Origin of the sequence: Rossellomorea sp. FM04394 (assembly GCF_041889765.1) — a bacterium.
GTDB classification, from domain to species: Bacteria; Bacillota; Bacilli; order Bacillales; family Bacillaceae_B; genus Rossellomorea; species Rossellomorea aquimaris_B.
Genome location: NZ_CP168654.1, coordinates 2556770 through 2578933, shown reverse-complemented (window position 1 = coordinate 2578933; position 22164 = coordinate 2556770). Strand labels below are relative to the sequence as shown.

Genomic DNA, 22164 nt, shown 5'->3' with positions numbered 1-22164 from the left:
GCAGAAAAAGAATCTGCCGTGTCTAATGGATTTTACATTATGTGTTTATTGTTTAATAAGACTATATTGCTTTCTATATTTTTTCTGAATGAATAGGAGCCTGCCTGATAACGTAAGGGCTCCTGCCGTTAAGCCGGATGTCAGGCCGAGCCAATATCCGTATGGACCAAATTCAGTGTAGTTGGCTAGAACATAACCAAGCGGTAATCCAATCACCCAGTAGGATATGAGTGCCATCATAAAGGTGATATTAACATCCTTGTACCCTCTTAGTGCTCCTTGTACTGGAGCTTGAATGGCATCTGATAGCTGAAAGAATACTGCATACAATAAAAAATGAGCCGTTAATTCCAATACATATGGATCATCAGAATAGAGGTGTGAGATTTCTGATCGGAACACAAGCAAAATCACACCATATATGACTGCCAATAGTAATGCAAAGCTTACTCCCATCCAACTATAAATCTTTGCGTCACGTAGCCTTTTCGCTCCCACCTCAAACCCTACAACGATGGTTAATGCCATGGAAATACTGAGCGGGATCATATAGAGAAAGGATGCAAAATTGATCGCTGCCTGATGAGCTGCGATCACGACTGTGTCATAATTGCTCATTAACAAAGTGACAGCAGAAAAGATGCTTACTTCAAAGAAAATGGATAGACCTATCGGAATCCCGATTTGAAAGAGCTCTTTCCATTTGGAGATGTCAGGCTTATGGATGGCTTTGAAGATAAAGTATTGATCAAATGGCCTTTTCGTATGCACAACCCAAAATGCAATGATTGTAATGACCCAATATGTGATAGCTGATGCATAACCAGCACCGACTCCTCCTAATGCAGGGAAACCGAGTTTTCCAAATATCAATAAATAATTGAATACCACATTTATCGGAAGAGAAAGCAATGTAATAAACATGGTGACCCTTGTCATTCCCAGGGCATCAATAAATGATCTCAGCACATTATAGATGAATAATGGAATCATCCCGAATGAAAGGGCAATGAGATAATCTTTCGCAACTGTACGGACCTCTGCTTCTATATTCATTCCATTTAGAATAGGATGTAGGACAGTTGCGCCCACGATCATGACGAAAGTAGATAATGCAATGGCGGCATATACTCCTTGAAGCACAGTGTGAGGAACATCTTTCTTATTACCTCCTCCAATTAGTTGAGCGACGATCGGCGTAACCGCGAGGAGGATGCCGCTTAAACCCGTAAACACCGGGACCCAAAGGGAGGACCCTATGGCAACACCGGCCAGGTCTATCGGAGAATACTTCCCTGACATGATGGTGTCAAAAAAATTCATTGCAAACATTCCAAGCTGGGTGACCAGAATGGGAATGAGAATAACGGATAATTGTTTGATTTTATCTTTGATAGTACGGGTTTCTCTCATAATATGAACTCCTTTAAATAACTTCCTTGAGCGTATGATAAATTCACTATCATACTGTATCACATTTTTGAGAGACAGAGAGTTAAAAATGCTTTTATACATATCACTCTTATATAATGGGTGTTGAAAAGAATGAGCATGGTGGGGAGGAAGAGAATGACTAAAGAATGGCAGGACTGGATTTGGATTGTATTTCTTATTTGGTACGGAGTGGGGATTATCCTTGTTTCTCTTGACTGGCTACCTCCTGCTCTTCAATGGGCGAATGCCGTTTTCTTATATCTAGCCGGCTTTTTGGCTATTCTTTATGCAATGAAGAAATTTAGAGGACAATATGGGATCATCATCGCTTTAGGGATTATGCTGCTAACGATTTTTGCAGAGTCTTTAGGCGTTCATTACGGTCTGATTTTTGGTTCTTATCATTATGAAAAAGATTTTGGCTTCCAATTAGTCGGGGTGCCCATCACAATCGGCTTTGCTTGGGTCATGGTCATCTATACGAGTATGGCACACTATGAATTTTTATTGCATCGAAGAAAGACTGTAATAGGTGGGATCATTTATAGCACGGCTTCGTCCCTTATGGCTGTTACGATGGATTTAATCATTGATCCCGTCGCATTCAAGGGACGGGAGTACTGGATATGGGATGAGGGTGGGATGTATTATGATATTCCAACCCAAAATTTCCTGGGCTGGTTTTTTGTTTCGTTCTTCATTCAATTTTTCCTGTATTATTTGATCAAACACGATGGGGTTTCTTCACATTGGAGCTCTCGGATGAGACGGTTGTATCTCCTCGTGATCTTAATGTTTATCGTGACAGCAATCGTGGAAGGCCTGTGGTTGGCTGTCTGGGTTACGTTGGCATTTTACGGTTTTTCTTTCTTACTTAGAAAACGATTGGAGAAAGCAGTATGATCGAACCTAAAAAAAGCAAAAGATTTCAGCAAATCTTGGCCCACTACCTTACCTACCAGCTCAAAAAACATTTTTATCGTGTATGGATCGATGATCGGAGGGAGTCTGGAAAATCTTCTTCCGGACACTTGATACTCGCGAATCACTCTAGCTGGTGGGATGGATTGATGGTCTTTTACTTGAATCATTATGTTGTAAAAGAAGATAGCTACGCCATGATGAGCCAGAAAGGGATGGAGGATTTCTCTTTTTTTCGTAAAATCGGAGCATTCTCTGTTAATCCCGATTCGCCCAAAGACTTGGTCACTTCCTTAAAGTTTGCTGAAAAATGCCTGCAAGAGAAGAAAACAGTCTGGATTTTTCCACAGGGTAAGGAAGAGCATCTTGAGAAGAGGCCAATTTCATTTATGAGTGGGCCAAGCTTCTTAAGTGAACGTAATCCTGAAATAAATGTTTCGCTGGTCACCTTCTACTACACATTTCGTCATGACCAAAGGCCTGAATTATTTATCCGGATTTGTGATGAGCGTGTAGATCATAGTCAGCATCAAACAAGAAAAGAGCTTACAGACATTCTAAGAACCGTTATGGAAAAAAAGATCGAATCCCTAAAAGCCGATATTATTAATGAAGACATTACAAGCTTTGATTTATTACTTAAAGGATTTCCAACGAATAGTGAATGGTTGACCTTTTGGAAAAGAAGGAAGTAGAGGTGTAAAATAATGAATTATTATATCCTCATTACTATTATGTTTGCTATAATCACGTTCATCAATCTACTCTTTTTACCCAAGCTTTCTAATAAATTATCTTCGAAAGAACTTGTTTCTGTACTCATTCCTATGAGGAATGAAGAAAGAAATGTGGAAGGATTAATTGAGAGTATGAGGAAGATTACCCATTCGCCTGTTGAATTTATCATATTAGATGATGGATCAACGGACCGGACCCCTGAACTCCTCTCCCGATTGACGAAAGGGGATTCCCGGTTTAAAATCGTCAGCGGAAAGCCTCTCCCGAAAGGATGGGTGGGGAAGGTCCATGCTTGCAAGGAGCTTAGTCTGCATGCCCGCGGAACGTATTATTTATTCCTCGATGCAGATGTCAGGGTCTCCCCGTCCGTCATTGAGAAGGTATTATTACAGATGAACCACTACGATGCAGGGCTTGTAACGGGATTTCCCCAATTTCCCATTCCTACATTACTCAGTAAAATGCTGGTACCGTTTCAGCACTTCCTGGTTTATTTTCATTTACCCATTGCGGTAGCCAATCATACGACTAAAAAAGCATTCACGGCTGCTCATGGGGCCTTTATGTTTTTTAAGACGGAAGCTTATGAAGAGTGCGGTGGTCATGAAGCTGTGAAATCGTCTTTATTAGAGGATGTGCATATTGCGAGGAAAGTGAAAGAAAAAGGTTGGAAGGTAACGATCGTCAACAATACAAATGACGTGACATGTCATATGTATGACACCAATAGGGAAGTATGGGCAGGTTTCTTAAAGAATATTTATATAGGCTTAGGGAGGAATCCCATTTCTGTTTTGCTGCTTTCCCTTTTTTATTTCGTATTTTACATAATGCCGCTTCCCTTTTTCCTATATGGATTCATTGCAGGTGAATGGAGCTATTGTATACCGTTGGTTGCGATATGGGTACAAACCCTCATGATCGATATCGCATCCAATCAATCCAGGTGGCATTTTCTCATCATGCCGATTGCTTCTATAAGCTTTATCATCATTATGTGGGCTTCGATGCTGAGGGGAATGAAGAACAAAGGTTACGCTTGGAAAGGAAGGACCTATTCATGAAAGATATCATCATTATTGGTGGCGGATTAGGGGGATTGTCTGCCGGTATTTCACTCCAAAGCAAAGGTTATAACGTAACGATCTTAGAAGAGAACCTTCATCCCGGAGGTAAAATGATGCCTGTTGAAATAGAGGGGTATTCCTTTGATTTTGGTCCGAATACCATTACAATGCCTGAAGTGTTTCAATCGGTGATCAATGATGCAGGAGGAGACTCATCCGAATATTTCCAGTTCGAAAGGTTAGTAAGACATACTAAAAATGTGTTTCACAATGGGAGGATACTTTACCAATCAGCGGACCCACAGGAAATGATGACGGAACTTGAAAAGCTTGATCCTTACGGGGCAGTCCATTACAAAGAGTATTTAAGGGAAGTGGAAAAGGTATACATATTAGCTCAGCGGGGGTTTTTCTACCGGGTTTTTGGTTCATGGAAGGATTACCTCGCTCCACAGCTATCCTATAGCTTTTTGAAGGTCCGTCCCTTTGAGAAGATGGATCATTTTCACCGACGGTTCTTTCAAGATGAAGATGTGTTGAAGGTTTTTAATCGTTATGCAACGTATATTGGATCATCACCGTTTGAGTGCCCGGCGACCTTTGCGTTGATCGGCCATCTCGAGATGAAAGAAGGCGTGTATTATACGAAAGGTGGAAACCCAAAGATTGCAAAAGGCTTCTACCGTTTCTTTAAAGAACTGGGAGGCAAGGTGCATCTGGGCAAAAGAGTTAAAGAGATACTAGTTGAGGAAAAAAGAGCAGTGGGTGTTGTAACAGAAGATGGTGAAACCGTTACGGCCCACGATGTGATTGTGAATGGGGATTTTATCACGGCTACGAAGAATCTTATTAAAGAGAAAGATCGACCAAGCCATCCTGATAGGAAGCTGGACTCCTATGAACCTTCGATTTCCGCTTTTGTCATATTGGCAGGGTTAAGGTCCTATCAGGATTCCGTTCATCATCACCAAGTGTATTTTACAGAGGATTATCAAAAGGAGTTCTCAGAGATTTTCATGAAGAAAGAGCTGCCCAGCGACCCGACGATCTATATCAGCCATTCAGCTGCTACAGATCCTGACATCACAAAGGGAAGCAATTTATTCATTCTTGTGAATGCTCCAGCCGTTGAGGTGACTGATGAACAAGCCGAGGTGTATAAAGAGAAGATTTATCAGAAGCTAGTAGAAAAAGGGCTGCCAATCCGGGACTCACTAGAAGTAGAGAGGGTATATACACCAAATGCGATCAAACAAAAATTCTCCGCCTATAAGGGCTCCCTTTATGGCCTGGCTTCCCACCGGATGACAGAAGCGTTTCTTCGCCCTTCCAACGTCAGCAAGGACATTGATCACCTCTTCTATGTGGGAGGGACGACTCATCCAGGTGGAGGATCTCCAATGGTTACAATCAGCGGCAGAAATGTGGCCAATTATATATTGAAAAGAGATAGGGCCGCATCTAATTAAGTTTCTTCATTACAACGTTCAACTCGATTGTTTTGAAATTGAAAGGGGTTCCGGTAGACGGACCCTATTCTTTTGTCAAATTTTCGTAGTTCTATCCCCCAGGCATTTTTGGTAAAGTGTATAATGATAAATGATAAAGTAGAAAATCGAGTTAGGAGTTAATACATATGAAACGTATTTTATTTACAGGCGGCGGATCGGCAGGCCACGTTACGGTTAATACCGCATTGATTCCACACTTTGAAAAAGAAGGGTGGAAGATAACGTATATAGGATCAGAAGATGGAATTGAAAAGGAAATCATAACAGAACAATTTCCCCATATCCCATATGAAAGCATATCAAGTGGAAAGCTCAGAAGATATTTTTCGTGGAAAAACTTTTCAGATCCATTTCGAGTGATGAAAGGTGTGTTTGATGCTTTAAACGTCATTCGTAAGACGAAACCAGATATCATCTTTTCAAAAGGGGGATTTGTTTCCGTTCCCGTCGTCATGGCTGCTAAGATTGCAAAGGTCCCTGTAGCGATCCATGAATCGGATGTAACACCGGGACTCGCGAACAAATTAGCGGTTCCCTTTGCCACCAAGATTTTCACCACTTTTCCTGAAACGGTTCAGTCACTTCCTACTGATAAGTCATTGTGTGCAGGAGCCATCATTCGTGAGGAGCTATTTACAGGGAATGCACGTGAAGGAAAGCGGCTTACCGGGTATTATGAAGATAAGCCTGTATTGATGATTATGGGAGGCAGTCTTGGCGCGAGAAAAATTAATGAAGCGGTAAGAGGGAACCTGGATGAACTACTTTCCGTTTTCCAAATCCTGCACATCTGCGGCAAAGGAAATATCGATGAAACCTATACCCAAAAAGGCTATCGACAATATGAATTCATAAAAGGGGATCTTCCTCACTATTTAGCGATGACGGACTATGTGATTTCACGAGCAGGGTCTAATTCGATCTTTGAGTTTCTTGCGTTGAAGAAACCAATGTTACTGATCCCCTTATCAAGAGAAGCGAGCCGTGGAGATCAGATCCTAAACGCCAACAGCTTTGTAAAGCATGGATATGCATTAAAGCTTGAAGAGGAAGAGCTGACCCAAGAGAGCTTCCTCAAGAAGGTCAATGAGCTGAAGGATCACAGAGATACCTATATCCACAACATGGAAAAAGGTCAAAAAGCCTATACCATACAAGACATGTATGAGGAACTTTCATCAATGTCCCGATAAAAAGGCATGGTACCCTCCTTTAAGCATATAGTATATAAATGGTTGAAGGGGAGAAGGACTATGGCTTATCAATTTTCAAAAGGTTGGTACCTACAAGAGCTTAAGAAGATGGGAATCAGTCATCATCCGTTAGAAAAAAGAAAATTGGAAAACTATAAAACCTTTGTCGTAAGAAATTTGTATTTCGAGAAAGCAGCGAAAAAGAAATAAAATAGGGAGCTGCCTGTAGTTTGTGCTTATCTTTTGTGAAATAAAGATAAGATGACAACAATGAGCAGCTCCTATATTTAATGAGCTATAATAATTTTTCAGCGATAATATTGTTCGTTTTCTCGCTGAATCTGTGAGAGGATAAGTCTTCATTCTTGTTCATGAATTTATTTTCGATAAGGGATTGATACCAATAAATAATGATGGAATAGCTGACCGTAAGCATGTACATATAGTGGTTCTTCATCCGTTTTAATTTATAAATGCCTTTTTTCTCGAAGAATGAGGTAAGGGGATAGGCAAATATATAATTAATGGAGAGGTTCAATAGCATATAGAGCGGGAAGGATCGAAAGGTCAATTTGAAAACCCAAAGTGTGGCACAAAGGAACGGACCCAGAATAAACGATAAATCACCAAGCAATTTTTCTTGTTTGCTCCCCCGTATCTCCCAAAACTTCAGAACCGAATTACATAATGTGATGCTTGTTAGAATGAAGCTCACTAAAATCGCAGAAGGAGAAAAGCGTATGATCGTTTCCTTCTTGAGAAACAGCAGGCTACCCCAAGATAGTACGACCAGAATAATTCGAATAGGCATCGTGACAGCCCTCCTAAAAACTTTTTCTTTCCTATAGCTTTCCCGGGTGCAACTTGAATTTATGTATGAAAAGGAAGGCGAATCATTATTGGTTTTAAACAAAAAACCGATTTCCTCAAGTGGAAATCGGTTATTATCCTATGCTTCCAAAGCCTGCTCTTCTTCTTGGGAATGTTGAAGCTGATATAGATAAAGTGTATATAAATCTTTAGGAATTTCATATAGGTCATAAACCTCTTCTTGAGCATTTAATTGTTCGTAAAGAGATTTTCTTGTTTCGTTTGCTTTTAGTACATACGGAAGTTTTTCTGCTGCTTTTTGGGAGCGGGTATTCAGTTTGCGGATTCTCATGAATATGGTTTCCATTCCTAATTCGAAGAAAAGTTCAGCGAAGAATGCATCTTTGGCTGGTTGATTGTATCCTTTTCCATGATAAGGTTTGCCGATCCAGGTTCCCAGGAATCCAGCATTTTCTTGAATATCAAATAAGTTTATCGTTCCGATAGGGCTGCCCCATTCGTCTAAAATTGTGCGTGAAATGAGCTCTCCACGTTCCTCTGCTTCAATGGTTTGTTTTGTTAAGAATAGAAGTTCCTCATAGGAATGAGCTTTTTGACGCACAAAAGGGAAGACATCCGGGTGCACCATCAGGTCATAGAGCTCATGACACTCATGTAATTCACGTTTCTTGATCATAGTAGACCCTCCTTGAGGGCAGTCTACTTGCGTACGATCCCACCCTCGAAATTTTTAAATGGTAACTAAAAAATTTCGGGGTGGGAATCGAACCCACTAAGACCAGTCAAGAAACTGGTGGCGCACCTTTTGCCTTCCCTTCATTACAGTCGCTCAATATTTAAATAAATCGCGTCTTTGTAACCGGAAATATATTATCCATCTGTATCATATACGAAATATCTCAAAAAGGAAATAGGTAAAATGCTAAATTTTGATGAAAATTTTTAACAAATTTCTACACGTTTTGATAAGCGACTTCTCCATTCACCAACGTTACAATCGGCTTGGCCATAAAATGAAATGGATGGTGGCTCCATAGTACTAAATCGGCATCCTTGTTTACTTCGATACTACCGATGCGGTCAGAGACACCAAGGTTCCTGGCAGGGAGGATGGTAATTCCTTCAAGGGCTTTATGTTCATCCAACCCTTCCCGAACAGCGATAGCCGCGCACATATTTAAGTACTGAATCGGAGTGTACGGGTGGTCTGTCGTAATGGATACTTCGACACCAGCCTCCGTCAATTTTTGATACGTGATCCAGCTTTTGTTTTTTAGTTCTACTTTTGATCTTCTCGTAAAGGTTGGGCCTACTGAAACCTTTAAATTCTTACCATTAAATTCCTCAGAAATGAGGTGGCCTTCTGTACAATGCTCGATGCGTAAATCTAAATTGAACTCATCGGCAAACCGGACAGCAGACAGGATATCATCTGCACGGTGAGCGTGGATGCGAACCGGGATTTCACGTTTTAATGCAGATACTAAAGGTGCGACCCTGAGCTCTTCGGGTTGATCGCAATATTTAGCTGAGAAAAATGCCTCTCTAAGCATTCCCATAATGCCCATTCTCGTTATGGAATCGTTGTTTCCATTGCTATGAATCCGCTTCGGGTTCTCCCCAAGGGCGATTTTCAAACCGGATGTTTCCTTAATCAGCATCGAACGAATCGTTGATCCATAGGTTTTGATCACAGAAGTCGTTCCACCGATTACGTTTGCGCTCCCAGGCATGACATTAACTGTTGTGACACCGTACTTCAGAGCATCCTTAAAACCGGGATCCAATGGATATACGCCGTCAAAAGCCCTGATATGAGGCGTCATTGGTTCAATGGTTTCATTGGCATCATTTCCTGCCCAACCGGTGCCTTCGTCATACAGCCCTAGGTGGGTATGGGAGTCAATGAAGCCGGGGAAGAGAAATTTGCCCTGGCAATCATATACTGAAACATCTCGGGATGATTCTACGTTATGGGAGTATATCTGTTTGATTTTTCCGTCTTTTATGAGTACGGAACCGTTTTGAATGGGCTTGGATGTGATGGGGTATATGGTTGCGTTTTTTAATAGTATGGAATTCATAATTAATCCTTTCGTGGGACATGTTTCCTTCTTATTTTAAACATTTTCATGAAAAAAAAGAAGTTAATCCTTCCTTTTGTTCCTCCAACTTGAAAAAAATAGATAAAGGAATGTGCCGAGCACCGCTATTAAACTCAAAGGTTTGATATAACGGACTCCGATTACTTCTATATGCTCCCAATGTGTACCAAGTTCCATTCCAATGACCATAAATAATAATGTCCATGGGAGCATGGCTGCAAAGGTATAAAGACTAAAAGTAGAAAGGGGCATACGGGTGATGCCGGCCGGGATACTTATGGCATGACGAACAATCGGAATGAATCGTGCAGTGAAAATCACAATGGTACCATGCTTCTCAAACCATTTCTCAGCTGCATTCAAATGTTTTTGATGGATAAGGAGGTACTTACCATATTTTTCGAAGAATGGTCTGCCACCATAATAGCCTAGCCAGTATAAAAATAATTGAGCAAGTGTTCCGCCAATGACACCGCTAAGGAACGCACCAATAAATGAGATTTTTCCAGCGCTCACCATAAAGCCGGCGTAGCTTAATACAAGCTCACTAGGAATCACTTCTATCATGAGAGCAAGTGCGATTCCGGCGTAACCCATATCAGTTAATTGTGTAAGGATGTGTACAATCGATTCATGGTTCATCATTTTCCTCCTACATGATCCCTGAGTATTGAAGAAAGAGAATCAATAGTCCCAAAGCCCAAACATAGTAGGAGAAAATTTTCAGCGAGTGCTTTTTCAAGAAATTTACCATTGTAAGGATGGCGAAGTAACCGAAAACCGCAGCACTTATTGTTCCGATGGCTAAACTTGAAAAAGAAATCGCTTCAACAGTCCCTCCTATCATTTCTTTTCCTTGTAGTACGATTCCACCAAGTATGGCAGGGGTAGAGAGAAGAAAAGAAAAATAAGCCGCCGTTTCCCTGTCAAGCTTCCTGAATAAACCTGCCGCAATGGTTAAGCCTGACCTTGATAATGCCGGGAATATGGCTGCTGCTTGAAAGCTTCCGATCACCACTGCATCTGCGTAAGTAAGATCATCCAGTTTTTTGTAGCCATTTTTCACTCCATCTGCGAAATACATAATACATCCCGTTGCAAGAAACTCCCATCCGATCGTAGAACCCGTCTTTGAGATTGAGTCAAAGAAATCCTCGAACAAAAAGCCCACGACCACAGCCGGGATCGTTCCAATAATGAGAATCCATGATAGTTTACTAAAGGGGTGCCTCAGCATGTAGAGAAGTTCCTTTTGATACACAACGAGAACAGCAATCAATGTTCCGATATGAAGCATCGTATCCAAGAATAGTCCAGCTTCCTGAAGTCCAAAGGTAAGCCTTCCTAGATAAAGGTGACCAGTGCTTGAAATTGGAAGGAACTCTGTTAAACCTTGTATGATTCCCAGAATAAAGGCTTCAAATTTATTCAAATCCATCACTACCTTTCTGCAAGTCCACTAAGGACAAACTCCTCTTTTAACTTATATTCCATCCTTTCACGTTTCATGAAGACTGTCCTGAAGTTTGAAGAATTTCTCTTCAAGGGTTCTCAAAAAAAATTCAAGACGGGATGAAACTTTCTGATAAAATGCACGTAAGTATAGAGGAGGATATAATCTAACAGTCTGTTTACTCCAGTTTAGGGTGAGCAGTGAAAAGGAGGAATTTCAATATGCCTACAAAAGATGAAAGAATGATGGCTGCCCTTATTTATATATTAAGCTTCTTCACAGCATTCATTGGACCATTGATCATCTGGCTAATCAAAAAGGATGATTCAGAATTTGTGGACTATCATGGAAAGGAATACTTCAACTTTCTTATTTCATATGCCATTTATGGTTTGGTGAGCACCATTTTGATGGTGGTGCTGATTGGATTTATTCTAGCTCCCGTAGTGGGAGTCATGGCCTTGATCTTTACGATATTGGGAGCGATCAGAGCCTACGAGGGAGAGCAATACAGAATCCCGACGGTCTTTCGTTTACTTAAATAATCAATTGGGAACCCATGAGTATTCATGGGTTCTCTTTTTCTGTTGAAATAAAAAGCCTGGAAATAAAGTGTTGACAAAATTATCGGAATATTGATAGTTTTATAAAAATGTCTCTGCGATTAGGATGGGTCTATCCATGGAAGGAGCGTGTCAAAATGACGAGGGTGGATAATAAAGAGAGAGTGCTTAGGTTGATGAGTATTTTGAGTGAAGAAACGGATGAGGATCATGAGTTGAGTTTGGATGATATAATTCTGCGTTTTAAGCAGATGTTTGGCCCAGACGTGAAATTGAACAAGAATTCATTAAAAGATGACCTTGAGCACCTTATTAGAAATAATTTTGATGTCACCATAAACCAGGAAAAAGAAGGGCTGCCTAAATATTATAGTCATCAATATCGTTTGTTCGAGTTATATGAACTTCGCATGCTCATCGATGCAGTCGTTTCGGCCAAATTTATATCAAAGAAGGAAACGAGACAGCTGACTGGAAAAATAAAGCGGCTCACGAGTATTCATCAAGGGAAAAAGCTGCATAATGAAATTCAAATCGATTCCTCCATTAAAAGTGAAAGTCCTTATATTCGTCTCGCTATCCATGATATTCATGAAGCAATAGCAGAACGTAGAATGATTACGTTCCAATATGGTCGATACGATGTGACGAAACAATTTAATTTGAGCCATGAAGGAAAACTATATAAAGTAAAGCCCTATGCCCTTGCATGGGCAAATGATTTCTACTATCTCATTGCCTATTATTTTGAAGCAGATGAAATTCGACACTACCGTGTGGATCGATTAAGAAATGTAGAACCCCTTTCAGAAACCTTTCCGTACGAACCCTTTGATGTATCCAAGTATGTACAGTCCACCTTTCACATGTTTGCAGGTGATGAAGAATGGATTAAAGTTTCATTTCAAAACCACCTCATCAATGTTGTCATCGATAAGTTCGGAAAGGATGTAAACATTCAAAGAGATGGTGAAAACCATTTTATTCTAACAACAAAAGCCCGTGTCAGTAGTGGACTAGTGAACTGGATCTTAAATTTTGGCAGTCGGGCGAGAGTCATATCTCCTCCTACCCTGGTGGACACCGTTAAAACGGAAGTGACTAAGCTGTATTCCTTATATCATCAATAATGAAGCACTGAACCTCATTGAATGGGGCTCAGTGCTTTTTATTGTTTCAGAATATATTTAAAAGAAAAATGAACGATTTTTATTTTCCTCCGTCTTATATTTGAAAACAAAAGGAGGAATTGGATATGAACGAATTACAAGAAACATTCCAGTCTATAAATTGGGGGCTTATTGCTCCTGTCATCCTTATTCAAGTCATACTAATGGTGGTTGCAGTGATTGATGTGATCCGTATTAAAGCAACGAATGGGCCTAAATGGCTATGGGTTCTCATTATCCTGTTTATCAATATTATCGGACCGGTTGTGTATTTCATTTTTGGAAGGAGGCAAGATGGATGAACGTATTGGAAGTAACGTCTTTAGAAAAGAAGTATAGGGAAAAGCTTGCCGTGAAGAATCTTTCTTTTCAATTAAAACAAGGTCGTTGTACAGCTCTTCTGGGTCCCAATGGAGCGGGGAAAACCACTACTTTAAAAATGCTTGCAGGGTTGATAACACCTACTAATGGATTGATTTCAACAAGGGAACCCTCTCGGGATATACGGGAAATGATCGGCTACCTGCCCCAATATCCTTCCTTTTTTGAATGGATGAAAGGAAAAGAATTTCTCATCTTTTCAGGTGAAATAGCTGGATTAACGAGGAAATCATCTCAAAATCGAAGTGAAGAACTTCTAGAGCTAGTCGGTTTGCAGGAAGGAAAGGACCGGATAATTGGCCATTATTCTGGTGGAATGAAGCAGCGATTAGGGATAGCTCAAGCTCTTATTCATCAGCCGAAGCTATTAATCCTTGATGAACCTGTCTCTGCCTTAGATCCTTTCGGGAGAAGAGAAGTGCTGGAGCTGTTAAAAAAGTTAAAGAAGGAAACGACGATCCTTTTTTCTACCCATATTTTGAATGATGCAGAACAGGTTTGTGAGGACGTATTGTTCTTGCACGGTGGTGTGCTGATTGAAGAAGGGCCTCTAGTAGAAGTAAAAAAAAGACACCAGACACCGAGATTGAACCTGTATTTTAGCGAAGATAGCGAAAAGTATAAACCGTATCTGCTGCAAAAAGATTGGGTCCATCATCTGATAGCAGACGGAAATCGACTCTCTTTCGAAGTAAGTGAACTGGAGAGGGATAGAGCAAGAATCTTTTCTTTGATCTCAGAAAACAATTGGGGAGTGACTAGATTTGAAACAAGTGAACAAAGCCTTGAAGAGCTATTCATGGAGGTGATCAAAAAATGAAAACATTCTGGGTTTTATTCAGAAAAGAAATGCTGGAACTAATACGGAATTATAAGATGATTTGGATGCCTATCGTGTTCATCTTATTCGGCTTAACGGAACCATTGACGGCATTTTATTTACCAGACATTATTAATTCAGTAGGGGATCTGCCGGAAGGAACGGTCATCAGCATTCCAACTCCATCATCTGAAGAAGTGTTATTATCGACTATCAGCCAGTTCAGTACCTTTGGTGTCCTCATCATCGTGTTAGGTTTCATGGGAATGATTGCAGGAGAGAGAAAGAGCGGAAATGCTGTTATGGTACTGGTAAAGCCCGTATCATACGCAGCTTATATATATTCAAAATGGATGGCTGCATTTGTTCTGGTGTGGATCTCCTATGGACTGGGGATGATATCCAGCTGGTATTATATTCAAGTATTATTTAACGGAATTGGCTTTACTGCATTCTTACAGGGATTCCTCGTTTATGGCTTGTGGCTTACCTTTATCTTAACATTGGTCGTCTTCATGAGCAGTTTAGTAAAAACTTCTGGCCTTGCAGGGTTCTTTACGATTGGGATCGCCATAGTATTAACCTTTGTCTCAGGATACATGACCAAAACCTTAAAGTGGTCTCCAGGGCAGCTATCCAACTATGTAAATGAAATCGTTCTTTACAGCACGTGGCCTGATCACCTGACAGGAACCATTATCTTCACTGTCATCCTTTGCCTGGCTATCCTGCTCATAGCACCACCACTCTATAAGAAAAAAGATTTGATCTGACCAACTCAGCTCCCTTTTTTGAGGGACGGACCTCATTGAAAGTAAAAGGATTACCTTCCTTTATGTCGAATAATGGTAATAGAAGGGAGGGAGCTGCATGATAGAACTTCGATACACCCATAAAGTTAACAAATTGATTCAAAACGCTCATATGTTTGCAGAAAAGAATCATCATACAAGCATTCAAAGCTTGGATCTCTACCTAGGGGCCGCTCACGTAAAAGAAGGTACTCTAAGAGAGATGTATCATCTTATGGAACCCTATATGAAACAGATAGAAAACCTATCTACTATTATTCCTTCCGAGCCATCCGATACAGAGCGGATTGATCACTTTTCCATTCCACTATCAACACACTCAAGAAAGGTGTGGAACAAATCGATTGAAGTCATGAGACGCTACAATCAAACGTTTTTAAACGAAGGTCATATTATTAAAGCGTTTTACACCCATCTTCCAGAACACTCTCAACTGCAAAAAAAACTTAAAGATATACCCCATGATAGGATTATCCAATCTGTTACGACAGCCCGGGATTTGACTGTTTATTTATTGAACAAGGATTGGAGATGTGAAATGGACCCTGCTGTTCAAATCAGCCCTGTCCAGGCTGAAGATGAAAATGAGTTATTGATGTGGGTTGAGGGGCATTTTGGAAAATCATGGTCAAAAACGTTGTTACAAGCCTTTCAATCATCAGGGGATTCCATCCCGATTATCAAAGCGAAAGAAAAAGGTGAACTGATTGGATTTGCAGCATTTGATGTTTATAAAAATAAAAAAGGGATCTACGGACCGATGGGGGTCCTCCAGGCCACTCGTCATAAGGGAGTGGGAAAAGGTCTCCTTTATCATGCATTGCAGGGCATGCATGATAAAGGGTATATGTACGCCGTATTAAAAGAAGCCGGACCCATCGAATTCTATGAGAAAATGTGTAACGCCAAGCTTATTCCCCTGATGACCGATGAATGAGAGACCGAGAGGGAATCATAAGGAATGAAATCAATAAGTGGCTTGATCAGTGAGCAAGTTAGTACACATTCTTACTGCTTTGTGGGAAAATATAGTGGTTTATTCGATACCGGTGACGATAATGCTTGCATCATTAAGGAGGTAGACAAGATGATGATTGAACACACAGGCCTCGTTCTTGAAGGAGGAGGAATGAGGGGGATATACACGGCAGGAGCATTGGAATACTTCCTGGAAAGAGGCATTGAATTTCCTTATGTGATCGGAGTATCTGCCGGGGCATGTAATGCAGCATCCTATTTATCTAAGCAAAATGGACGCAATAAAAAAGTGAATGTAGATTTTATCCGTGATCCAAAATATTTATCCTGGAGGAACTATTGGAAAACGGGAGAACTATTTGGAATGGATTATGTGTTTGATGAAATACCAAATAAGCTGGTCCCTTTTGATTATGAAGCTTTTCACTCTAATTCAACGGAATTTATTGTCGGCACCACAGATTGTCATACAGGTAAACCGGCGTATTTCTCGAGAAGAGACTATGGGGACGAGCTTCTTACGGTTATCCGGGCGTCGAGTTCCCTGCCATTTGTCGCTCCGATCGTTGAGTTTGAATCCCGTCATCTTCTCGATGGAGGGATAAGTGACCCAGTTCCCATCGAAAAAGCTGAGCGGGACGGGTTTATGAAAAATGTAGTCATTCTAACTAGAAACAGGGGCTATTATAAAAAGCCTTCACGTTTTTCTTTCCTTCTGAAAAGAAAGTATCCTCAATATCCTGAATTACATAAAACGATGATGAACCGTTACTTGCGTTACAATCACACGATCAAGGAATTAGAAACGAGAGAAAAGAAAGGGGATGTCCTGATCATTCAACCCCAAAACCCGTTAAAAGTAAGCCGTATTGAAAAAAATCCACAAAGGCTGGATGAATTGTACTGGCAGGGGTACCATGATGCAGAGGCAAAAGAGAAAAAGATAATTGAATGGAATCGCTCAGCGGCTCCAGTTCACTTATAACATATAAGCCAACGATTGTCAGAAAATCTTCTCATGAGGGTTCTGTATGCGTTGGCTTTTTCCTGTTGATTGGTCTAATTAAGGGATTTTCACATACATATGATAGAGATTCCTTGAAAGGACGAGCATTTCATGAACCTCTATCAAATCTACAAAAATGAACAATATACGTTGCTTTATCGCAGTACCATGTATTTTCTTATAGGTGTAGGAATGCTGATGGTGACTCAACAACTATATTATTTTCCCCTGCTGATTTTTATACCTGCGTTTTCAAATCTTTATCTCAGCTTTAGTATGAAGAAGGAGCTAAAGAAAGCGAACCGACTATTTTATGAGAAAATCCCTGTTTCGGAGCATGCATTAATCGGGGTTCAGACGAAAGAAGGTTCATATTACGTAAAAACGAATGGATGGTCAGAATACTTCATTCAAAGAACGTCCTTGATCAACAAACCGAAGCATTACATGCTTCACCGGAAAAATAAACACCCGATGGCAATTTTCAAATGGAGCAGAACCATGAAAATTGATCAAGGAGGAGCCGGAAAGATTTTTCACTTGAAATATCAGAGCTCTACTGCTATCGAATGGAGAAGTGACGAGGGTGACACGATTATCGTTTATAAAGGAAACAAAAGATGGATATTGAATTATAACAAAAAAAATTATTTATCCTTACAAAAAGGATATCTTCCTCAAAGTGTTCAACAACTTTTCGATTATCATCATAGCTATGTTTCATTTTATGAAGCATATAGCGAAGAACTTGATTGGCTTCTTATTTTTCTATGGTATGTAGACAGCGATTATTTTCTTACAGCATAGTCATCCTTTTCTCCCAGTTGGGAAAGCTAAATAGGAATGTTCGTGGAGGTGAGATGATGAATGCCGATTACAAACCATGTTTAACGGCTTTGCAACGATGTCTGGAAGCATGTAATATTTGCTACCATGCATCCCTGAAGGAAGAAAAAGCGATGATGATGTGCATAGAGCTGGACCGGGAATGCGCAGATATTTGTTCATATGCTATTAACGCCATGCAGCGAAGCAGTAAATTTGTTCAAAAAATTCTGGTCGTCTGTGCAGAAATCTGTGATGCATGCGGAACAGAATGCAATTCTCATGACCAGCAACATTGTAAGGACTGCGCAAAAGCCTGTTTTGAATGTGCGGAAGAATGCAGGAAGCTATTAGCATAATAAATGGAGGATGCTTCTATTAAGTAGAGGCATTCTTTTTATCCTTGTAGCATTTTCTTGGTGCTTGCAGTCAGAAATAGAGAGATATTTCTACTATTATATTCAAAAAATCAGTACAAAAATAAATTTTTAGAGCTCCTTACATGATTTCATTTAGAAAACTATGATAGAATAATGATAATCGAATAGGTTTCCTTCGGGGCAGGGTGAAATTCCCTACCGGCGGTGATGAGCGCATGCTCTCAGTCCGTGACCCGCCTAATGAAAATTAGACGGTGGATTTGGTGGAATTCCAAAGCCGACAGTGATAGTCTGGATGGGAGAAGGAACGGCAGTATTTACTTGATACAGACGCGAGAAGTCTCTCTTTTTTGGGAGTTGTGTTTCCGAAAAAAGAAATCATGTAGATGCTTTGTTTAGTCATGCCAACTTCCCCCAAGTAAAAACTTACTTGGGGTTATTTATTTTAAAATAATAGTGATTATAGAGGGGAGGTACAATGCTTGAACCATTCACAATATATGAAGCTAGCCCTCTCTATGGCAAAGACCACCCAAGGTCAAACATCACCCAATCCTGCCGTTGGAGCGGTCGTGGTGAAAAATGGTGAAGTCGTTGGGATGGGTGCACACCTCAAAGCAGGAGAAGATCACGCAGAGGTTCATGCTATAAAGATGGCAGGAGACAAGGCGCGGGGGAGTGACGTCTATGTCACGCTGGAACCATGTTCTCATTACGGTAAAACACCTCCCTGTTCAGAGCTTCTGATTTCTAGCGGAGTGAGTCGGGTCCATATTGCAAGTACAGATCCAAATCCCCTAGTCGCGGGAAGAGGAATTCAAGAGTTGAGGGATGCTGGCATAGAAGTAAGGGTTGGAGAGCTTGAAGAAGAAGCCCTCGAACTAAATAAGCACTTTTTCCATTTCATTCAATACGGCACGCCTTATATAACACTAAAGACAGCTGTTACATTAGACGGGAAAACAGCTTCAGCTTCAGGGGATAGTAAATGGATCACCTCAGAAGCTTCACGCACAGATGTCCACTATGATCGTCACCGGCATGACGCGATATTAGTAGGAGTCAATACCGTTATTCAGGACAACCCACACCTTACCACCCGTTTGCCCCAAGGTGGAAAAAACCCCATTCGAATTATATTAGATACCTTTTTACGTACACCTCTCCACTCCCATGTAGTGGAAGACTCAGAAAGCAGGACGCTCATCTTCACGGGCAGTTCTGTCAATGAAGAACAGAAGAAGCCATATATGGAATCAGGCTGTGAAATCATCACCCTTTCACACGAAAGGATAGACATTCACACAGTATTAAAAGAACTGGGTGCCCGAAATATCGGATCCCTTTATGTAGAAGGTGGATCCACTATTCATTCCTCTTTTTTAAAGGAAAAAGCCTTTCAAGAATTGGTTATTTACATGTCTCCCAAGCTTGTAGGCGGAAGCTCTGCCTTCACCAGTTTTGGAGGGGAAGGTTTCCCGACCATTGCAGAAGGGCTTGAAATGGAGATTAAGAGCCTTGAACGAGTAGGAGAGGATATTAAAATTGTTGCTCTGCCTAAGAGTTAACCTTTTTGAAAGGAGGAGAAATGGATGTTTACTGGAATCATTGAAGAGATCGGGTCAATTGAACGCATGAAAAAATCCTCCTCATCCATGGAACTGACGATAACAGCAGGCCGTGTTCTGGAAGACGTTCATATTGGAGATAGCATCAGTGTGAATGGTGTCTGTTTAACCGTTACTTCATTCACCTCCAGGCAATTTCAAGTGGATGTGATGCCTGAAACCTTTGAAGGTACAACGCTCAGAAACCTGTCCCACGGTTCTAAAGTCAACCTGGAGAGGGCGATGGCTGCAAACGGTCGTTTCGGAGGGCATTTCGTTAATGGGCATGTCGATGGAGTAGGGACGATTGTGAGGGTAGAGAAAGTTGAAAATGCCTGGTATATGGATATTACCATTCCGGAAAATCAGAGCCATTTATTTATCATGAAGGGCTCTGTTGCAATAGACGGCACTTCCCTTACTGTGTTTGATGTGAAAAATAACACCATTACGATTTCGTTGATCCCACAAACGAGAGGTGATACGGTTCTTGGCGAAAAGAAAGTAGGGGACCGCGTCAACATTGAATGTGACGTAATGGCGAAATATTTTCATCGCTTCTATGAAGCGAAGGAACAATCTAAGAGTACTTCAAGCGGCATCAGCTATGATTTTTTAACTCAAAATGGTTTCGCTGACTAATAGGAGGGGTTGCCCCATGTTTAATAAGATTGAAGAAGCTCTGGAAGATTTACAAGCAGGTAAAGTTGTCATCGTTGTGGATGATGAAAACCGTGAAAATGAGGGGGACTTTGTCGCCCTAGCGGATAAAGCGACTCCTGAAGTCATTAATTTCATGGCTAAAGAAGGAAGAGGCTTAATTTGTGCCCCTATAACAGAGGAGATTGCACAAAAACTAAAGCTTGCACCGATGACGATGTCAAATACGGATCCTCATGGAACGGCCTTTACGATTTCTGTCGATCATAAATCAGCTACTACTGGAATTAGTGCATTTGAGAGATCGAATACCATACAGGAATTATTGAACCCGGTCTCCATGCCTGAGGACTTTAAAAGACCTGGGCACGTCTTTCCCCTTGTCGCTAAAAAAGGAGGAGTACTAAAACGGGCAGGACATACAGAAGCGGCCATCGATTTGGCTGTTCTGTCAGGGGCACAGCCATCAGGCGTCATTTGTGAAATCATGAATGAAGACGGCACGATGGCAAGGGTCCCTGAATTGATGAAACTGGCTGATAAATGGAATCTTAAAATCATCTCAATTGAAGACCTGATCAGATACAGACGCAAAAAAGAAAAGCTTGTGACGAGGGAAGTTGAAATTGAACTTCCAACCGAATACGGAAATTTCAAAGCGGTAGCTTACACAGAAGACCTTACGGGAAAAGAGCATATCGCACTTGTGAAGGGACAATGGAATGAGGATGAAGACGTGCTAGTGCGTGTACATTCCGAATGCCTGACAGGGGATGTATTCGGTTCCAACCGCTGTGATTGTGGACCTCAGCTTGCCACAGCATTGACACAGATTGAAGAAGAGGGTAAAGGTGTACTCCTCTATATGAGGCAGGAAGGCCGTGGAATTGGCCTGATCAACAAATTGAAAGCATATAAGCTTCAGGAACAGGGCTATGATACGGTTGAGGCCAATCACAAATTGGGCTTTGGCGCTGACTTGCGGGAGTATGGAATCGGTGCACAAATCCTCAGAGACCTAAATATAGAAAAAATTAGACTGCTCACCAACAATCCAAGGAAAATTGCCGGCATCAATGGATATGGATTAGAAATTGTGGATCGTGTGCCGATTCAATTGCCGGCCAAATTTGAAAATGAAAAGTATTTGAAGACAAAGCATGCCAAGCTTGGACATTTACTTAAATTTTAATTAGGAGGATTATTCAATGAAAACAATTTATGAAGGTAATTTAGTCGGATCAGGATTAAGGGTTGCAATTGTCGTTTCCCGTTTCAATGAGTTCATTACATCAAAACTTCTGGGTGGGGCGGAAGATGCATTAAAGCGCCACGGTGTTGAAGAAGGAAATGTTTCTGTCACTTGGGTTCCAGGTGCGTTTGAAATTCCTATGATCGCCAAAAAACTTGCCCGTTCAGGGAAATATGATGCCGTTGTTACACTTGGAACGGTCATCCGCGGAGCAACCGCTCATTTTGAATACGTAAGCGGAGAAGTTGCAAAAGGAGTGGCCAATCTAAGCCTGCAGGAAGATGTACCCGTCATCTTTGGAGTACTGACAACAGATACAATCGAACAGGCCATCGAAAGAGCTGGCACAAAGGCTGGGAACAAAGGATGGGAAGCAGCGGTCTCAGCCATTGAAATGGCCAATTTGATCCGTGAGATAGATAAATAAAATCGTTTTGACGATTTTGACGAGTCTCCTA

General features: G+C 41.0%; 25 protein-coding genes and 1 riboswitch. Of the genes, 19 read left to right on the top strand and 6 right to left on the bottom strand.

The genetic code is table 11. The annotated features are described in order from the left end of the window. Nucleotides 1-45: 45 nt before the first annotated feature. Nucleotides 46-1413, bottom strand: coding sequence for an MATE family efflux transporter (locus tag ACCB35_RS12950; protein ID WP_374054071.1), 1368 nt, complete (start codon nucleotides 1411-1413; stop codon nucleotides 46-48). Between the two features lie 156 nt (nucleotides 1414-1569). On the opposite strand from ACCB35_RS12950, the gene ACCB35_RS12945 reads away from it, so the two are divergent. The 6 genes from ACCB35_RS12945 (at nucleotide 1570) to ACCB35_RS12920 (ending at nucleotide 7074) form a co-directional block, all read left to right on the top strand. Further along, a complete protein-coding gene (locus ACCB35_RS12945) occupies nucleotides 1570-2337 on the top strand; it encodes a carotenoid biosynthesis protein (RefSeq protein ID WP_374054070.1) in 768 nt (255 codons plus the stop codon). Beyond that, a complete protein-coding gene (locus ACCB35_RS12940) occupies nucleotides 2334-3050 on the top strand; it encodes a lysophospholipid acyltransferase family protein (protein WP_374054069.1) in 717 nt (238 codons plus the stop codon). The genes ACCB35_RS12945 and ACCB35_RS12940 overlap by 4 nt, the downstream gene beginning before the upstream one ends. 12 nt (nucleotides 3051-3062) lie before the next feature. Next, nucleotides 3063-4157: a glycosyltransferase family 2 protein gene (locus tag ACCB35_RS12935; protein WP_374054068.1), complete on the top strand. Its 1095-nt coding sequence runs from the start codon at nucleotides 3063-3065 to the stop codon at nucleotides 4155-4157. After that, the gene (locus ACCB35_RS12930; protein WP_374054067.1) at nucleotides 4154-5629 is read left to right on the top strand and encodes a phytoene desaturase family protein; all 1476 of its coding nucleotides are present in this window, start codon (nucleotides 4154-4156) and stop codon (nucleotides 5627-5629) included. The genes ACCB35_RS12935 and ACCB35_RS12930 overlap by 4 nt, the downstream gene beginning before the upstream one ends. A gap of 167 nt (nucleotides 5630-5796) precedes the next feature. After that, complete coding sequence (locus ACCB35_RS12925; RefSeq protein WP_374054066.1) at nucleotides 5797-6864, top strand: undecaprenyldiphospho-muramoylpentapeptide beta-N-acetylglucosaminyltransferase; 1068 nt, start codon at nucleotides 5797-5799, stop codon at nucleotides 6862-6864. A gap of 60 nt (nucleotides 6865-6924) precedes the next feature. Next, the gene (locus ACCB35_RS12920) at nucleotides 6925-7074 is read left to right on the top strand and encodes a DUF2639 domain-containing protein (RefSeq protein ID WP_082051093.1); all 150 of its coding nucleotides are present in this window, start codon (nucleotides 6925-6927) and stop codon (nucleotides 7072-7074) included. Nucleotides 7075-7159: 85 nt separating this feature from the next. On the opposite strand, the gene ACCB35_RS12915 is transcribed toward ACCB35_RS12920, so the two are convergent. The 5 genes from ACCB35_RS12915 to ACCB35_RS12895 all read right to left on the bottom strand — a co-directional run bounded on the left by ACCB35_RS12915 (nucleotide 7160) and on the right by ACCB35_RS12895 (nucleotide 11232). Then, nucleotides 7160-7675, bottom strand: coding sequence for a hypothetical protein (locus ACCB35_RS12915; RefSeq protein ID WP_374054065.1), 516 nt, complete (start codon nucleotides 7673-7675; stop codon nucleotides 7160-7162). Between the two features lie 138 nt (nucleotides 7676-7813). Then, nucleotides 7814-8371 carry a GNAT family N-acetyltransferase gene (locus ACCB35_RS12910; RefSeq protein WP_374054064.1) on the bottom strand — a complete coding sequence of 186 codons (558 nt, stop codon included), beginning with the start codon at nucleotides 8369-8371 and terminating at the stop codon, nucleotides 7814-7816. A gap of 277 nt (nucleotides 8372-8648) precedes the next feature. Next, entirely contained in the window at nucleotides 8649-9779 is a 1131-nt protein-coding gene (locus ACCB35_RS12905; RefSeq protein WP_374054063.1) for an amidohydrolase, read from the bottom strand. A 63-nt stretch (nucleotides 9780-9842) separates the two neighbouring features. Beyond that, nucleotides 9843-10442, bottom strand: coding sequence for a DedA family protein (locus tag ACCB35_RS12900; RefSeq protein ID WP_374057018.1), 600 nt, complete (start codon nucleotides 10440-10442; stop codon nucleotides 9843-9845). Nucleotides 10443-10452: 10 nt separating this feature from the next. Next, nucleotides 10453-11232, bottom strand: a complete 780-nt coding sequence (locus ACCB35_RS12895; RefSeq protein WP_374057017.1) for an undecaprenyl-diphosphate phosphatase — start codon at nucleotides 11230-11232, stop codon at nucleotides 10453-10455. A gap of 242 nt (nucleotides 11233-11474) precedes the next feature. Between ACCB35_RS12895 and ACCB35_RS12890 the strand changes: the two genes are divergently transcribed. The 13 genes from ACCB35_RS12890 (at nucleotide 11475) to ribE (ACCB35_RS12830) (ending at nucleotide 22133) form a co-directional block, all read left to right on the top strand. Continuing rightward, nucleotides 11475-11798: a DUF4870 domain-containing protein gene (locus tag ACCB35_RS12890; RefSeq protein WP_044336582.1), complete on the top strand. Its 324-nt coding sequence runs from the start codon at nucleotides 11475-11477 to the stop codon at nucleotides 11796-11798. Nucleotides 11799-11953: 155 nt separating this feature from the next. Continuing rightward, a complete protein-coding gene (locus ACCB35_RS12885; RefSeq protein WP_374054062.1) occupies nucleotides 11954-12946 on the top strand; it encodes a helix-turn-helix transcriptional regulator in 993 nt (330 codons plus the stop codon). Between the two features lie 125 nt (nucleotides 12947-13071). Beyond that, on the top strand, nucleotides 13072-13287 hold the full coding sequence (locus tag ACCB35_RS12880; RefSeq protein WP_044336586.1) for a PLD nuclease N-terminal domain-containing protein: 216 nt from the start codon (nucleotides 13072-13074) through the stop codon (nucleotides 13285-13287). Then, on the top strand, nucleotides 13284-14186 hold the full coding sequence (locus tag ACCB35_RS12875; protein ID WP_374054061.1) for an ATP-binding cassette domain-containing protein: 903 nt from the start codon (nucleotides 13284-13286) through the stop codon (nucleotides 14184-14186). The genes ACCB35_RS12880 and ACCB35_RS12875 overlap by 4 nt, the downstream gene beginning before the upstream one ends. Then, complete coding sequence (locus ACCB35_RS12870; RefSeq protein ID WP_374054060.1) at nucleotides 14183-14959, top strand: ABC transporter permease; 777 nt, start codon at nucleotides 14183-14185, stop codon at nucleotides 14957-14959. Before ACCB35_RS12875 ends, ACCB35_RS12870 begins: the two co-directional genes overlap by 4 nt. Nucleotides 14960-15056: 97 nt before the next feature. Then, nucleotides 15057-15935: a GNAT family N-acetyltransferase gene (locus tag ACCB35_RS12865; RefSeq protein ID WP_374054059.1), complete on the top strand. Its 879-nt coding sequence runs from the start codon at nucleotides 15057-15059 to the stop codon at nucleotides 15933-15935. A gap of 153 nt (nucleotides 15936-16088) precedes the next feature. After that, the gene (locus tag ACCB35_RS12860; RefSeq protein ID WP_374057016.1) at nucleotides 16089-16961 is read left to right on the top strand and encodes a patatin family protein; all 873 of its coding nucleotides are present in this window, start codon (nucleotides 16089-16091) and stop codon (nucleotides 16959-16961) included. 132 nt (nucleotides 16962-17093) lie between these two features. After that, nucleotides 17094-17789, top strand: a complete 696-nt coding sequence (locus ACCB35_RS12855; protein WP_374054058.1) for a hypothetical protein — start codon at nucleotides 17094-17096, stop codon at nucleotides 17787-17789. Nucleotides 17790-17842: 53 nt separating this feature from the next. Continuing rightward, on the top strand, nucleotides 17843-18166 hold the full coding sequence (locus ACCB35_RS12850) for a four-helix bundle copper-binding protein (RefSeq protein WP_374054057.1): 324 nt from the start codon (nucleotides 17843-17845) through the stop codon (nucleotides 18164-18166). Nucleotides 18167-18354: 188 nt separating this feature from the next. Continuing rightward, nucleotides 18355-18498, top strand: a riboswitch (FMN riboswitch). Nucleotides 18499-18669: 171 nt separating this feature from the next. Beyond that, nucleotides 18670-19755 carry a bifunctional diaminohydroxyphosphoribosylaminopyrimidine deaminase/5-amino-6-(5-phosphoribosylamino)uracil reductase RibD gene (gene ribD / locus ACCB35_RS12845; protein ID WP_374054056.1) on the top strand — a complete coding sequence of 362 codons (1086 nt, stop codon included), beginning with the start codon at nucleotides 18670-18672 and terminating at the stop codon, nucleotides 19753-19755. A gap of 24 nt (nucleotides 19756-19779) precedes the next feature. After that, entirely contained in the window at nucleotides 19780-20436 is a 657-nt protein-coding gene (ribE, locus tag ACCB35_RS12840) for a riboflavin synthase (RefSeq protein ID WP_341356491.1), read from the top strand. 16 nt (nucleotides 20437-20452) lie between these two features. Continuing rightward, complete coding sequence (locus tag ACCB35_RS12835; protein ID WP_374054055.1) at nucleotides 20453-21646, top strand: bifunctional 3,4-dihydroxy-2-butanone-4-phosphate synthase/GTP cyclohydrolase II; 1194 nt, start codon at nucleotides 20453-20455, stop codon at nucleotides 21644-21646. Between the two features lie 16 nt (nucleotides 21647-21662). Next, on the top strand, nucleotides 21663-22133 hold the full coding sequence (ribE, locus tag ACCB35_RS12830; protein WP_044336602.1) for a 6,7-dimethyl-8-ribityllumazine synthase: 471 nt from the start codon (nucleotides 21663-21665) through the stop codon (nucleotides 22131-22133). Nucleotides 22134-22164: the final 31 nt, after the last annotated feature.